This window comes from Streptococcus sp. 596553, from assembly GCF_900411395.1.
Lineage (GTDB): Bacteria > Bacillota > Bacilli > Lactobacillales > Streptococcaceae > Streptococcus > Streptococcus mitis_BA.
Window position 1 is genome coordinate 28696 of sequence record NZ_OXCQ01000004.1, and the last position, 15370, is coordinate 44065.

Genomic DNA, 15370 nt, shown 5'->3' on the forward strand with positions numbered 1-15370 from the left:
ATGTTTATTTCCATCAGTGCTGGAATTGTGACATTTTTACTAACTTTGGTAGGAATTCCAGCCTTTATCCAATTTTATAGAAAGGCGCAAATTACAGGCCAGCAGATGCATGAGGATGTCAAACAGCATCAGGCAAAAGCTGGGACTCCTACAATGGGAGGCTTGGTTTTCTTAATTGCTTCTGTTTTGGTTGCCTTCTTTTTTGCCCTATTTAGTAGCCAATTCAGCAATAATGTAGGAATGATTTTGTTCATCTTGGTCCTTTATGGACTTGTCGGATTTTTAGATGACTTTCTCAAGGTCTTCCGTAAAATCAATGAGGGGCTAAATCCCAAGCAAAAATTGGCTCTTCAGCTTCTAGGTGGGGTCGTTTTCTACCTTTTCTATGAGCGCGGTGGAGATATGCTTTCTGTCTTTGGTTACCAAGTGCATCTAGGGATTTTCTATATTGTCTTCGCTCTTTTCTGGCTAGTCGGTTTTTCAAACGCAGTCAACTTGACAGACGGTATTGACGGTTTAGCTAGTATTTCCGTTGTGATTAGTTTGTCTGCCTATGGAGTTATTGCCTATGTCCAAGGTCAGATGGATATTCTTCTAGTGATTCTTTCCATGATTGGTGGTTTGCTTGGTTTCTTTGTCTTTAACCATAAGCCTGCTAAAGTCTTTATGGGAGATGTGGGAAGTTTGGCTCTCGGTGGAATGCTGGCAGCTATTTCAATGGCTCTCCACCAAGAATGGACTCTCTTGATTATTGGAATTGTTTATGTCTTTGAAACAACTTCGGTCATGATGCAAGTCAGTTATTTCAAAATGACTGGTGGCAAACGTATTTTCCGTATGACGCCTGTGCATCACCATTTTGAGCTTGGAGGATTGTCTGGTAAAGGAAATCCTTGGAGCGAGTGGAAGGTTGACTTCTTCTTTTGGGGAGTAGGGCTTCTAGCAAGTCTCCTGACCCTAGCAATTTTGTATTTGAGATAAGAATGGCACCCTGATGTTTCAGGGTGTTTTTGCTGTTTAAAAAATATTGGTCAATTAAAGTCAAATCCCTTGACCTTTTCTGACTAATGTAGTATATTATGAACGTAAGGTAAATGAAAGCCTTACTCGAACACTTATTTAAAGTAAAATAGAAAGAGGTGGGGTCTATGTTTAATCTAGAAATCTTCAGAAGTAAAGATAGTCTACTCCTGCTTGAAAAAGAAAAACCAGAAATAGTACGTAGAGTAGTGATTTAGCTAGTCTAAATTTTTTAAAACAAAGGTCAAAGATAGTCAATATCAGTAATAATAAATAACAAAAAGAGGTAAAGAATATGAATAACAACTTTAATAATTTTAACAACATGGATGATTTATTTAACCAATTGATGGGTGGTATGCGAGGATATAGTTCTGAAAATCGCCGTTACTTGATTAATGGACGTGAAGTGACACCTGAGGAATTTGCTCACTATCGTGCAACTGGCAAATTGCCAGGAAATGCAGAAGTTGATGGCCAAATGCCACAACAGGCTTCAGGTATGAAACAAGACGGTGTCCTTGCTAAACTAGGTCGTAACTTGACAGCAGAAGCGCGTGAGGGCAAGCTGGATCCTGTTATCGGACGAAACAAGGAAATTCAAGAAGCATCTGAAATTCTTTCACGCCGTACCAAGAACAATCCTGTTTTAGTCGGAGACGCAGGTGTTGGTAAGACAGCAGTTGTCGAAGGCCTAGCACAAGCTATTGTGAATGGTGATGTTCCAGCTGCTATTAAGAACAAGGAAATTATTTCCATTGATATCTCTGGTCTTGAGGCTGGTACTCAATACCGTGGTAGCTTTGAAGAAAACGTTCAAAATCTAGTCAATGAAGTGAAAGAAGCAGGGAATATTATCCTCTTCTTTGATGAAATTCACCAAATCCTCGGTGCTGGATCTACTGGAGGTGACAGTGGTTCTAAGGGGCTTGCGGATATTCTCAAACCAGCTCTCTCTCGTGGAGAATTGACAGTGATTGGGGCAACGACTCAAGACGAATACCGTAACACCATCTTGAAGAATGCTGCTCTTGCTCGTCGTTTCAACGAAGTCAAGGTCAATGCTCCTTCAGCAGAGGATACATATAAAATCCTTCAAGGAATTCGTGATCTCTATCAACAACACCACAATGTCATCTTGCCAGACGAAGTCTTGAAAGCAGCGGTGGATTATTCTGTTCAGTATATTCCTCAACGTAGCTTGCCAGATAAGGCTATCGACCTGGTCGATGTAACGGCAGCTCACTTGGCAGCTCAGCATCCTGTAACAGATGTGCATGCTGTTGAACGTGAAATTGAGGTTGAAAAAGACAAGCAAGAAAAAGCTGTTGAGGCAGAAGATTTTGAAGCAGCTCTAAACTATAAAACACGCATCGCAGAATTGGAAAAGAAAATCGAAAACCATACAGAAGATATGAAAGTGACTGCAAGTGTCAACGATGTGGCTGAATCTGTAGAACGAATGACCGGTATTCCAGTATCTCAAATGGGGGCTACGGACATCGAACGTTTGAAAGATATGGGTCATCGTTTGCAGACGAAAGTTATTGGTCAAGATAAGGCCGTTGAAGCAGTAGCAAAAGCTATCCGTCGTAACCGTGCTGGTTTTGATGAAGGCAATCGCCCAATCGGTAGCTTCCTCTTTGTAGGTCCAACTGGAGTTGGTAAGACAGAGCTTGCTAAGCAATTAGCGCTAGATATGTTTGGAACCAAGGATGCGATCATCCGTTTGGATATGTCTGAATACAGTGATCGCACAGCCGTTTCTAAGCTAATCGGTACAACAGCTGGTTATGTGGGTTATGATGACAATAGCAATACCTTAACGGAACGTGTCCGTCGCAATCCATACTCAATCGTCCTTCTCGACGAAATTGAAAAGGCTGATCCTCAAGTGATCACTCTTCTCCTCCAAGTCCTAGATGATGGTCGTTTGACAGATGGTCAGGGAAATACAGTAAACTTTAAAAACACTGTCATTATTGCGACCTCAAATGCTGGATTTGGCTATGAAGCCAACTTGACAGAAGATGCGGACAAACCAGAATTGATGGATCGTTTGAAACCATTCTTCCGTCCAGAATTCCTTAACCGCTTCAACGCAGTTATCGAGTTCTCGCACTTGACTAAGGAAGACCTTTCTAAGATTGTGGACTTGATGTTGGCTGAAGTCAACCAAACCTTGGCTAAGAAAGACATTGATTTGGTAGTCAGTCAAGCGGCTAAGGATTATATTACAGAAGAAGGCTATGATGAAGTCATGGGTGTTCGTCCTCTCCGTCGCGTAGTTGAACAAGAAATTCGTGATAAGGTGACAGACTTCCATTTGGATCATTTAGATGCTAAACATCTGGAAGCAGATATGGAAGATGGTGGTTTGGTTATTAGTGAGAAAGCTTAACTAGAGATTTTGAGAATAAAAAAAGAAGGAACCAGCTGAAAAACTGGTTCCTTTTTTGTGTTTAGATCACATGACGTTCAAAAGCATCGTCTGAAATCCCTTGTTCTAGGATGAGTTTAGCCCATTCTTTAGCAGAAAAGAGGCTGTGATCCTTGTAGTTTCCGCAAGATTCGATTGTTGTTCCAGGGACATCTTCCCAAGTAATAGTCTCAGCGATTTCCTTGAGCGAATCCTTGATAACTGCTGCAATCTCAGCGCTAGTATGACGTCCCCACATAATCATGTGGAAGCCTGTGCGGCAGCCAAATGGTGAACAGTCAATCATACCGTCGATGCGGGTACGGATGAGTTTGGCTAAGAGGTGCTCGATAGTGTGAAGGCCAGCGGTAGGGATCGAATCTTCATTGGGTTGCACTAAACGAATATCATAATTGGAGATGATGTCTCCCTTTGGCCCTATTTCTTCCCCAATCAAGCGAACATAGGGTGCTTTAACAATGGTGTGGTCAAGTTCAAAACTTTCAACAATAACTTCTTTTGACATGGTAAATCCTTTCAGTTTTCTTCCTTCATTATATCATAAAGGTTGCTCCTGAGACAGAGAGAAAACCTCTCCGAGAGTGGAGAGGTTGAAATCTTTATTTACGATACAAGCGGTCGTATTGGTAGTAAGGGTCAAAGGTTACGTTGATACCCAATTTACGAAGGACATTCTTGTCTTCATCTGTCAAGATGATAGTTGAGTGGGCTTCGCTTCCTTTGAGGTTACCAAGCTCTTCCATAGCGCGGGCAGCATCAGGATTTTCTGTAGCTGTGATAGCAAGTGCAATCAGGATTTCATTTGAATGAAGGCGTGGATTGAGGCTACCGAGATGATCGATTTTAAGACCTTGGATTGGCTTAACAACTTCAGGTTCGATTAGTTTTACTTCTTTAGCAATGTCAGCTGATTTCTTGATAGCGTTGATAAGAGCAGCTGCTGTAGGGCCAAAGAGTTCTGAGTTCTTACCAGTGACAATTTCCCCGCTAGGCAATTCAAGGGCTAGGGCTGGTCCGCCAGTTTCTTCTGCTTTTTGACGGGCAACGACAGTAACCTTGCGGTCTGCAGGTGTGATACCGAGGTCGTTCATAAGCAACTCGATTTTCTTGACAGCAGCTTGGCTAACTTTTTCGGCTTTGAAATCAAGAACAGTCTGATAGTAGCGACGGATGATTTCTTGTTTAGAGGCTTCAATAGCTGCTTCATTGTCTGTAATAGCAAAACCAACCATGTTGACACCCATGTCTGTTGGTGAAGCGTATGGAGATTCACCAAGGATACGTTCTAACATGCGTTTGAGAACTGGGAAAATTTCAATATCACGGTTGTAGTTGACAGTGGTTTCTCCATAGGTTTGAAGATGGAAAGGGTCAATCATGTTGACATCATCAAGGTCAGCTGTGGCAGCCTCGTAGGCCAAATTGACTGGGTGATGAAGGGGAAGATTCCAAACTGGGAAGGTTTCAAATTTAGCGTAGCCAGACTTGATGCCATTGATTTGGTCGTGGTACATATTGGACATACAGGTTGCCAATTTTCCAGAACCAGGTCCAGGAGCGGTTACGACAATCAAGTTGCGACTGGTTTTAATGTAGTCATTTTTCCCCATACCTTCTGGTGAAATGATGTGATCCATATCTGTCGGATATCCTTTGATTGGATAATGAAGATAAGAATCAATTCCGTTTTTTTCAAGTTGATTTCGGAAGGCATCTGCAGCTGGTTGGCCAGCGTACTGTGTGATGACAACGGAACCAACAAAAATCCCTAATTCATTAAATTTGTCAATCAAACGAAGAACTTCTTGGTCATAAGAAATGCCCAAGTCACCACGTGCTTTGGAATGCTCGATATTACTTGCATTAATAGCAATCACAACCTCAACCTGCTCTTTCAATTCTTGCAAGAGCTTGATTTTGTTGTCAGGCTCATAACCAGGAAGGACACGAGCAGCATGGAAATCTTCTAACATTTTACCACCAAACTCCAAGTAGAGCTTGCCGTCAAATTGATTAATGCGCTCCAAGATGTGGTCGCGTTGTAGATTCAAATATTGTTCAGAACTAAAAGCTTGTTTTTTCATTTTTTTACCTCTGACCTCTATTATAATAAAAAATTGGAAGTTAGGAAACTATGGAGTCAAAAAAGAAATTAAAAAGATTAGGCAAACGCTTGCACAAAATTCTAAAAAGCGCTATCATAGACTATAGATTATTAAAATAATGAGGTAAGAAGATGCAAGAAAAATGGTGGCACAATGCCGTAGTCTATCAAGTTTATCCTAAGAGCTTTATGGATAGCAACGGAGATGGAATTGGTGATTTGCCAGGTATTACCAGTAAGTTAGACTATCTAGCTAAGTTAGGAATCACAGCGATTTGGCTTTCTCCCGTTTATGACAGCCCTATGGATGATAATGGCTACGATATTGCTGATTATCAAGCAATTGCAGCTATTTTCGGAACCATGGAGGATATGGACCAACTGATCGCAGAAGCCAAGAAGCGTGATATTCGTATCATCATGGACTTGGTGGTCAATCATACCTCAGATGAACATGCTTGGTTTGTCGAGGCCTGTGAAAATCCTGATAGTCCTGAGAGAGACTACTATATTTGGCGGGATGAACCCAATGATTTGGATTCTATCTTTAGTGGTTCTGCTTGGGAATACGATGAAAAGTCAGGTCAATATTATCTCCACTTTTTCAGTAAGAAACAGCCCGATCTCAACTGGGAAAATGAAAAACTTCGTCAGAAAATTTATGAGATGATGAACTTCTGGATTGATAAAGGCATTGGTGGTTTCCGCATGGATGTCATTGACATGATTGGCAAAATTCCTGACGAGAAAGTAGTCAATAATGGTCCTATGCTCCATCCCTATCTCAAGGAGATGAATCAGGCGACCTTTGGAGATAAGAATCTCTTGACAGTAGGGGAGACTTGGGGAGCAACGCCAGCGATTGCCAAGCTCTACTCAGATCCAAAGGGGCAAGAATTGTCTATGGTCTTCCAGTTCGAACACATCGGTCTTCAGTATCAGGAAGGGCAACCTAAATGGCACTATCAAAAAGAGCTGAATATCGCTAAGTTAAAAGAAATCTTCAACAAATGGCAGACAGAGTTAGGAGTTGAGGACGGTTGGAATTCTCTCTTCTGGAACAATCATGACCTCCCTCGTATTGTCTCTATCTGGGGAAATGACCAAGAATATCGCGAAAAATCTGCCAAAGCCTTTGCCATCTTACTTCATCTCATGAGAGGGACTCCTTATATCTACCAAGGTGAGGAAATTGGGATGACCAACTATCCCTTTGAAACGCTGGACCAAGTAGAAGATATTGAATCTCTTAACTATGCGCGTGAGGTTCTTGACAAAGGTGTTTCACTGGAAGAAATCATGGACAGTATCCGTGTCATTGGACGTGACAATGCCCGTACCCCGATGCAATGGGATGAGAGCAAAAACGCTGGTTTCTCAACAGGTCAACCTTGGTTGGCAGTTAATCCAAACTACGAAGAAATCAACGTTCAAGAAGCGCTGGCAAATCCAGATTCTATTTTCTATACCTATCAGAAGTTGGTTCAAATTCGTAAGGAAAACAGTTGGCTGATTCGAGCTGACTTTGAATTGCTTGATACAACTGATAAGGTCTTCGCCTATATCCGTAAAGATGGGGACCGTCGTTTCCTAGTTGTGGCTAACTTGTCCAATGAAAAACAAGACTTGGCAGTAGAAGGAACAGTTAAATCTGTTTTGATTGAAAACACCCTAGCTCAAGAAGTCTTTGAAAAACAAATCTTGACTCCATGGGATGCTTTCTGTGTGGAATTGACTGACTAAAATGAGAGAGATTGGGCAAAAACTCGACTTCAGGAGAAAATGAAGTAAATCTTCCCACAATAAAACGCATAGTACCAAGGTTTTCATTGTACTGACTTGATATTATGCGTTTTTTGTTTTAAAGACTTTTTTCCCAGCCTCTTTTTGCTAAAAGTTGTGTAAAAACTCTTTTAAAAACATTTGTTAGAATTTTCTAACAAATTCTACAAGAAGTCTTGCATTTATAAAAAAATAGGGTATAATAGTGAAAATACTATTTTGAAGGAGATTATTTATGCAATCGAAAAAGTGGCTCATAGGAGCAGGAGTGACCTTGAGTACAGCCATTCTTTTAACAGCTTGTGGGAAAAGTGAAAAGAATGCAGATGCTCCCAAAACATTCTCTTATGTTTATGCAGTTGATCCATCATCCTTGGATTATAGCCTTACAAGTAAAAGTTCAACTTCTGACGTAATAGGTAATGTCGTAGACGGTCTTTTAGAGAATGATAAATATGGGAATCTCATTCCTTCTCTAGCAGAGGATTGGTCAGTTTCTAAAGATGGTTTGACTTACACTTACAAACTTCGTAAGGGGGTGAAGTGGTATACTTCTGAAGGAGAGGAGTATGCAGAAGTTAAGGCTCAGGATTTTGTTACAGGTCTGAAACATGCAGCAGACGGAAAATCCGATGGTCTTTCTTTGGTTGAGAAATCTATCAAAGGATTGGAGGCTTATGTTAGTGGTGAGACAAACGACTTCTCAACTGTAGGTGTGAAGGCTCTTGATGATTATACGGTAGAATATACCCTTAATAACCCGGAAAGTTTTTGGAACTCTAAAGTAACCACAGCAACCATGCTTCCTGTAAATGAAGAATTTTTGAATGCAACAGGCAAGGATTACGGAGCGCCAACTCCATCAAGTATTCTTTACAATGGCCCATATTTTTTGAAATCTTTGATTTCTAAATCTGTGATTGAATATGAAAAAAATCCTAACTATTGGGATAAGGACAATGTCAAAATTGATAATGTTAAATTGACATTCTATGATGGTTCAGATCAAGAATCCTTAATTCGTAGCTTTACACAAGGTGCCTATACTACTGCACGTCTTTTTCCAGCAAGCTCAAACTTTGAGTCAACTAAGAAAGAGTACGGAGATAAGATTGTCTATAGTCCACAAGAGGCAACAAGCTACTACCTCACTGTGAACGTAAACCGCCAGTCTTATAATAAAACAGCTAAAACAGATGAGTCACAAAAAACATCAACAAAAGAAGCTCTTCTCAATAAGAACTTCCGTCAGGCTCTTAATTTTGCATTTAATCGCCACGCCTATACAGCTCAATTAAACGGTGAAGAGGGTGCGGATAAGATTATTCGTAATAGTCTAGTGCCAGATAACTATGTTCAAGTAGCTGGGAAGACCTTCGGACAGTTGGCTCAGGATGAACTACTGAAATATGGAGAACAGTGGAAAGATGTGACTCTCACAGATGGTAAGGATACAATTTACAATCCAACAAAGGCTAAATCTGCATTTGAAAAAGCGAAGTCAGAATTGCAAGCTAAGGGAGTAAGTTTCCCGATTCATTTGGATGTGCCTGTTGAGCAAACTGATGTAGTTGCGGTTCAACAAACCAATTCGCTAAAACAATCAATTGAAGAAACGCTTGGAACGGAGAATGTCATTATAGATGTTCTTCAAATGACAGATAATGAGAAGGAAAGTATTACTTCTCAAGCTAAAGTTCCAACCCAAAAAGATTATGATTTGAACGGAACAGGTTGGGGACCAGATTACCAAGATCCAGCAACCTATCTCAATATTTTAGATGCTAAGAAGGGTTCTGCCTTGAAACATCTAGGTATAACAAAGGGCAAGGATCCTGAAGTTGTGGCGAAAGTTGGCTTGGATGAATACAAGAAGCTCTTGGATGATGCGGCTTCTGAGACAAGTAATCTTGATAAACGATACGAAAAGTATGCCAAAGCACAGGCTTGGGTTACTGATAGTTCACTTCTTATTCCAGTTGCTTCTTCAGGGGGCTCTCCTATGGTTAGTCGTACTGTTCCATTTACCAAAGCTTATTCACAGGTCGGTATTAAGGGGGATCCATTTATTTTTAAAGGAATGGAACTTCAAAATGATATTGTGACAACTAAAGAGTATGATGCGGCCTTCAAAAAGTGGCAAAAGGAAAAACTGGAATCGAATGCTCAGTATCAAAAGGATTTAGAAAAGCACATAAAATAATGAGAATGAGAATCTTGCTTTCGTTAGGTTATCAGTTAATTCATTGATATTCAAATGATAAATCGTATAAAAACAAGGGAGGATTGTATGAAAAGCAGAAATCCTTTGTTTTTTTATAACCAAAGTTTATAAACTTTGGTTATAAAAATTCAATTAACTTTACAAATTCCCACTATTTTGGTAAAATAAATATATGTTATAAAAACTAACATAAAGGAGAAAGAAGATGACTACAAAAAAGCGTATCCTTAGTGCAGGACTGACTTTTGCAGCTGCTTTGCTTTTAGCTGCTTGCGGACAATCAGGTTCAGATACAAAAACTTACTCATCAACCTTTAGTGGAAATCCAACTACATTTAACTATCTATTAGACTACTACGCTGATAATACAGCCATCATTACCAACCTAGTTGATGGTTTGCTTGAAAATGACAACCACGGAAACCTAGTTCCATCTTTGGCAGAAGACTGGTCTGTTTCAAGCGACGGTCTGACTTATACCTACAAATTGAGAAAAGATGCCAAATGGTTCACAGCTGACGGTGAAGAGTACGCCCCAGTCAAGGCTCAGGATTTTGTGACAGGTATCAAGTATGCAGTGGATAATAAATCACAGGCCATTGACTTAATTCAAAACTCGATCAAGGGCTTGAATGATTATATTACAGGAGCGGATTCTGACTTTTCTAAGGTTGGGGTGAAGGCCATTGACGACCAGACTGTCGAGTATACTTTGACACGCCCAGAACCTTACTGGAATTCAAAAACAACCAATAGTATTCTTTTCCCAGTAAACGAAGAGTTTTTAAACTCAAAAGGGAAAGATTTTGGGACCCTATCTCCAGATAGCATTCTCTACAGCGGACCTTATTTGTTAAAAGATTTCACATCAAAATCATCGATCGAGTATGTGAAAAATCCGCATTACTATGATCATGACAAAGTATCAATTGAACATGTGAAATTGGCTTATTTTGATGGCTCAGACCAAGAATTGACCATCCGTAACTTTGAAAGTGGAGCTTATTCAATCGCTGGGGTTTATCCAAATAGTTCAAACTTTGCTAAGACTAAGGAAAAATATAAGGATAATATCGTCTATAGCTTGCAGGACAAGACTTCTTGGTATTTTAATTTCAACGTCAACCGTAAGGCTTACAACCATACGTCTAAAACGACAGACGAGCAGAAGAAGTCAACGGAGACAGCTGTCTTGAACAAGAACTTCCGCCAAGCGGTGAACTTTGCCTTGGACCGCACAGCCTATTCCGCTCAGTCAAATGGGGAAGCAGCTAGTAAGACCCTTCGGAACACACTGGTGCCTCCTACATTTGTCCAAGTTGGAGACAAGACCTTTGGAGAAGTAGTTGCTTCTAAATTGGTCAACTATGGCACAGAATGGTCAGGTATTAACTTGGCAGATGCTCAGGATGCCTATTTCAACAAAGAAAAGGCTCAAGCAAAATTTGCGGAAGCTAAAAAAGAATTGGCAAGTCAAGGTGTGACTTTCCCTATTCACTTGGATGTTGCAGTTGATCAGACAAGTAAAAATGCTGTGACAGGCATGAACTCAGTTAAGCAGACCCTTGAGTCAGTTTTAGGTGCTGATAACATTGTCATTGATGTTCAACAACTTTCAACAGATGATTTTAATAATGTAGCCTTTTTAGCGCCAACACCAGCTGATCGTGACTATGATTTGAACTTTGATGGCTGGGTAGGTGACTACCAAGATCCGTCAACTTATCTCAATCCTTTCAATGCAGAGGATGGGTTCTACCTCAAGATCTTTGGTCTAGATGCCCAGGAAGATAAAGCTAAGATTGCTAGCTTGGGGCTTGATACTTACACCAAGATGCTCAAAGATGCAGATAGTGAAAATAAAGATGTGGCCAAACGCTATGAAAAATATGCTGAAGCACAGGCTTGGATGATTGACAATTCTCTGATTATGTCAGCTATGTCAAGTGGTGGCACAGCATCTGTAACAAAAGTAACGCCATTTACAAGAGGGTATTCATTGGTTGGTATCAAGGGTGATGGCAATAACTACAAGTACATGAAACTGCAAAAAGATACTGTGACAACCAAACAGTATGAAGAAGCTAAGACTAAATGGGAGCAAGAAAGCAAAAAAGCAATTGAAAAAGCTCAAAAAGAAGCAGAAAAACATGTTAAATAGTTAGAAATAGCCTTTTCAAGCAAAATCATAAAGACAAACATCAGTTTTGGTGCTTGTCTTTTTAAATCACTCGGCTATTGAAAACTAAGAAATGATTTGTTTTGTGCTAAAATAGATTGAAACTAAGATCCTCTCTTTTACTATAGTTAAGGAGATGTAAAGATAAGTGATAAGGAAGAGACTATGTACGACTATCTAATCGTTGGTGCTGGTTTGTCGGGAGCAATTTTTGCTTATGAAGCAACCAAGCGTGGAAAAAAAGTAAAAGTTATTGATAAACGTGACCACATTGGTGGAAATATCTACTGTGAGAATGTAGAAGGGGTTAATGTTCATAAATATGGTGCCCATATCTTTCATACTTCTAATAAAAAAGTTTGGGATTATGTGAATCAATTTGCTGAATTTAACAACTACATCAACTCGCCTCTAGCTAATTACAAGGGTAGCCTTTATAATCTCCCTTTCAATATGAATACTTTCTATGCTATGTGGGGGACAAAAAAACCTCAAGAAGTCAAAAATAAGATTGCTGAGCAAACGGCTCATATGAAGGACGTTGAACCGAAAAACTTGGAAGAACAGGCTATCAAGTTAATCGGTCCAGATATTTATGAAAAGTTGATTAAAGGCTACACTGAAAAGCAATGGGGACGTTCTGCGACTGACCTTCCACCCTTTATTATTAAACGTCTACCAGTTCGTTTGACTTTTGATAATAACTACTTTAATGACCGTTACCAAGGAATTCCAATCGGTGGCTATAATGTCATTATCGAAAATATGCTCAAGGATGTGGAAGTAGAACTTGGTCTTGATTTTTTTGCCAATCGTCAGGAATTAGAAGCTTCTGCTGAAAAGGTTGTCTTCACAGGGATGATTGACCAATACTTTGATTATAAACATGGTGAGTTAGAATACCGTAGTCTTCGTTTTGAGCATGAAGTTCTTGATGAAGAAAACTATCAAGGAAATGCTGTTGTCAACTATACAGAACGAGAAATTCCTTATACTCGCATTATTGAGCATAAACACTTTGAGTATGGTACACAAGCTAAAACGGTCATTACTCGTGAATACCCAGCTGATTGGAAACGTGGAGATGAACCTTATTATCCAATCAATGATGAGAGAAACAATGCTATATTTGCCAAATATCAGGAAGAAGCGGCAACAAATGATAAGGTTATTTTCTGTGGTCGTTTAGCAGATTATAAATACTATGACATGCATGTGGTCATTGAACGGGCTTTGGAAGTGGTCGAGGAAGAGTTGGGACAATAATGCAAGGATTCCGTTATTTTAGAATCTTTGCTACTTAAGATTTTTAGAAGTAAGGTCAACAAGATTCTTTTCTGCTTATCAGAAGAGAACCTATGTTGGCTTTTTTAGCATAAATGAACAATTTTATTTTTCAGAATATATCAAATATAACAAATAACTCTTAAAATTCAGAAAATTCTATTGACAGGACTTGAAAAAGAGTCTATAATGAATAAAAAAACAAAGGAGAATACTATGAAAACAAGAAAAGTATTGGCTCTTGCGGGAGTAACCTTATTAGCAGCTGGTGTTTTAGCTGCTTGTTCTGGGGGTTCAGGCGCTCAAGGTGAAAAGACCTTTGCATTTACCTACGAGACACATCCAGATAATCTCAACTATTTGACAACTGGTAAGGCAGCAACTTCTGAGATTACTAGTAATGTGATCGATGGACTACTTGAAAATGATAAATACGGGAACCTTGTTCCTTCATTGGCAGAAGACTGGTCAGTCTCTAAGGATGGCTTGACTTATACTTATAAGATTCGTCAGGATGCCAAGTGGTATACATCTGAGGGAGAAGAGTACGCTCCTGTTAAGGCTCAGGACTTTGTAACAGGACTTAAATATGCAACAGATAAGAAAGCAGAAGCCCTTTACTTGGTACAGGATTCAATCAAAGGTCTGGATGCCTATGCCAAAGGTGAAATCACAGACTTCGCTCAAGTCGGGATTAAAGCCCTTGACGACCAAACAATCCAATACACCTTGAACAAACCTGAAACTTTTTGGAACTCAAAAACAACCATGGGTGTGCTTGCGCCAGTCAATGAAGAGTTTTTGAACTCAAAAGGGGATGATTTTGCCAAAGCTACGGATCCAAGTAGTCTCTTGTATAACGGCCCTTATTTGTTGAAATCCATTGTGACTAAATCCTCTGTTGAATTTGCGAAAAATCCGAACTACTGGGATAAGGACAATGTGCATATTGACAAGGTCAAATTGTCATTCTGGGATGGGCAAGATACCAGCAAACCAGCAGAAAACTTTAAAGATGGTAGCCTTACAGCAGCTCGTCTTTATCCAACAAGTGCAAGTTTCGCAGAGCTTGAGAAGAGTATGAAAGACAATATCGTCTATACGCAACAAGACTCTACGACTTATCTAGTAGGGACAAATATTGACCGTCAATCTTATAAACACACATCTAAGACTAGCGAAGAACAAAAGACTTCAACTAAAAAGGCTCTCTTAAACAAGGATTTCCGTCAGGCTATTGCCTTTGGTTTTGACCGTACAGCCTATGCCTCTCAGTTGAATGGAGAAACTGGAGCAAGCAAAATCTTGCGTAATCTCTTTGTTCCACCAACATTTGTTCAAGCAGATGGGAAGAACTTTGGCGATATAGTCAAAGAAAAATTAGTGACTTATGGGGATGAATGGAAGGATGTCAATCTTGCAGATTCACAAGATGGTCTTTACAATCCAGAAAAAGCTAAAGCAGAATTTGCCAAAGCCAAATCAGCCCTACAAGCTGAGGGAGTACAATTCCCAATTCACCTAGATATGCCTGTTGACCAGACAGCAACTACAAAAGTTCAACGTGTCCAATCTATGAAACAATCCTTGGAAGCAACTTTAGGAACTGATAATGTCGTTATTGATATCCAACAATTGCAAAAAGATGAATTGCTTAATGTAACTCTATTTGCCGAAAATGCTGCTGGCGAAGACTGGGATTTATCAGATAATGTCGGTTGGGGTCCAGACTTTGCCGATCCATCAACCTACCTTGATATTATCAAACCTTCTGTAGGAGAAAGTACTAAAACATATTTAGGATTTGACTCAGGGGAAGATAATGTAGCTGCTAAAAAAGTAGGTCTATATGACTACGAAAAATTGGTTACTGAAGCTGGTGATGAGACTACAGATGTTGCTAAACGATATGATAAATACGCAGCAGCCCAAGCTTGGTTGACAGATAGTGCCTTGATCATCCCAACAACTTCTAAAACTGGTCGTCCAATCTTGTCTAAGATGGTACCATTTACAATACCATTTGCATTGTCAGGAAATAAAGGTACAAGTGACCCAGTCTTGTATAAATACCTTGAACTTCAAGACAAGGCAGTTACTGCAGATGAATATCAAAAAGCTCAAGAAAAATGGATGAAAGAAAAAGCAGAATCCAATAAAAAAGCGCAAGAAGAACTCGCAAAACATGTGAAATAAGATAAAAAGAAGTTAGTTGTAAGCTAACTTCTTTTGGTTTATTGAAAATGAGTTGAAACCTCTCTTCACTTTCAAAGATTATGAAGCTAATTTTTTTGTAGAAAAAATCCTGAGTTTTTATTCTCAGGATTTTCTTTCATC

The 15370-nt window shown here is 39.6% G+C and carries 9 protein-coding genes; 7 read left to right on the forward strand and 2 right to left on the reverse strand.

Annotated elements, in window-relative coordinates:
* Together mraY and DSY56_RS05445 are read left to right on the forward strand one after the other, a co-directional pair.
* On the forward strand, positions 1-981 hold the full coding sequence (gene mraY, locus DSY56_RS05440; protein ID WP_112444334.1) for a phospho-N-acetylmuramoyl-pentapeptide-transferase: 981 nt from the start codon (positions 1-3) through the stop codon (positions 979-981).
* 334 nt (positions 982-1315) lie between these two features.
* Positions 1316-3421 (forward strand): ATP-dependent Clp protease ATP-binding subunit, encoded by a 2106-nt coding sequence (locus DSY56_RS05445; RefSeq protein WP_112444336.1) that lies wholly within the window; start codon positions 1316-1318, stop codon positions 3419-3421.
* 61 nt (positions 3422-3482) lie between these two features.
* Here DSY56_RS05445 and DSY56_RS05450 read toward each other — a convergent pair whose 3' ends face one another.
* Complete coding sequence (locus DSY56_RS05450; RefSeq protein WP_000032541.1) at positions 3483-3965, reverse strand: S-ribosylhomocysteine lyase; 483 nt, start codon at positions 3963-3965, stop codon at positions 3483-3485.
* A gap of 94 nt (positions 3966-4059) precedes the next feature.
* Positions 4060-5544 carry a DUF1846 domain-containing protein gene (locus DSY56_RS05455; RefSeq protein WP_112444338.1) on the reverse strand — a complete coding sequence of 495 codons (1485 nt, stop codon included), beginning with the start codon at positions 5542-5544 and terminating at the stop codon, positions 4060-4062.
* A 152-nt stretch (positions 5545-5696) separates the two neighbouring features.
* Here DSY56_RS05455 and DSY56_RS05460 point away from each other — a divergent pair, with 152 nt between their 5' ends.
* The 5 genes from DSY56_RS05460 to DSY56_RS05480 all read left to right on the forward strand — a co-directional run bounded on the left by DSY56_RS05460 (position 5697) and on the right by DSY56_RS05480 (position 15229).
* Positions 5697-7307: a glycoside hydrolase family 13 protein gene (locus DSY56_RS05460; protein WP_112444339.1), complete on the forward strand. Its 1611-nt coding sequence runs from the start codon at positions 5697-5699 to the stop codon at positions 7305-7307.
* A 274-nt stretch (positions 7308-7581) separates the two neighbouring features.
* The gene (locus tag DSY56_RS05465; protein WP_050116693.1) at positions 7582-9549 is read left to right on the forward strand and encodes a peptide ABC transporter substrate-binding protein; all 1968 of its coding nucleotides are present in this window, start codon (positions 7582-7584) and stop codon (positions 9547-9549) included.
* Positions 9550-9775: 226 nt separating this feature from the next.
* The gene (locus DSY56_RS05470; RefSeq protein ID WP_112444341.1) at positions 9776-11731 is read left to right on the forward strand and encodes a peptide ABC transporter substrate-binding protein; all 1956 of its coding nucleotides are present in this window, start codon (positions 9776-9778) and stop codon (positions 11729-11731) included.
* A gap of 183 nt (positions 11732-11914) precedes the next feature.
* A complete protein-coding gene (gene glf / locus DSY56_RS05475) occupies positions 11915-13015 on the forward strand; it encodes a UDP-galactopyranose mutase (RefSeq protein ID WP_112444343.1) in 1101 nt (366 codons plus the stop codon).
* A 234-nt stretch (positions 13016-13249) separates the two neighbouring features.
* Positions 13250-15229, forward strand: coding sequence for a peptide ABC transporter substrate-binding protein (locus DSY56_RS05480; RefSeq protein ID WP_112444345.1), 1980 nt, complete (start codon positions 13250-13252; stop codon positions 15227-15229).
* Positions 15230-15370 lie beyond the last annotated feature (141 nt).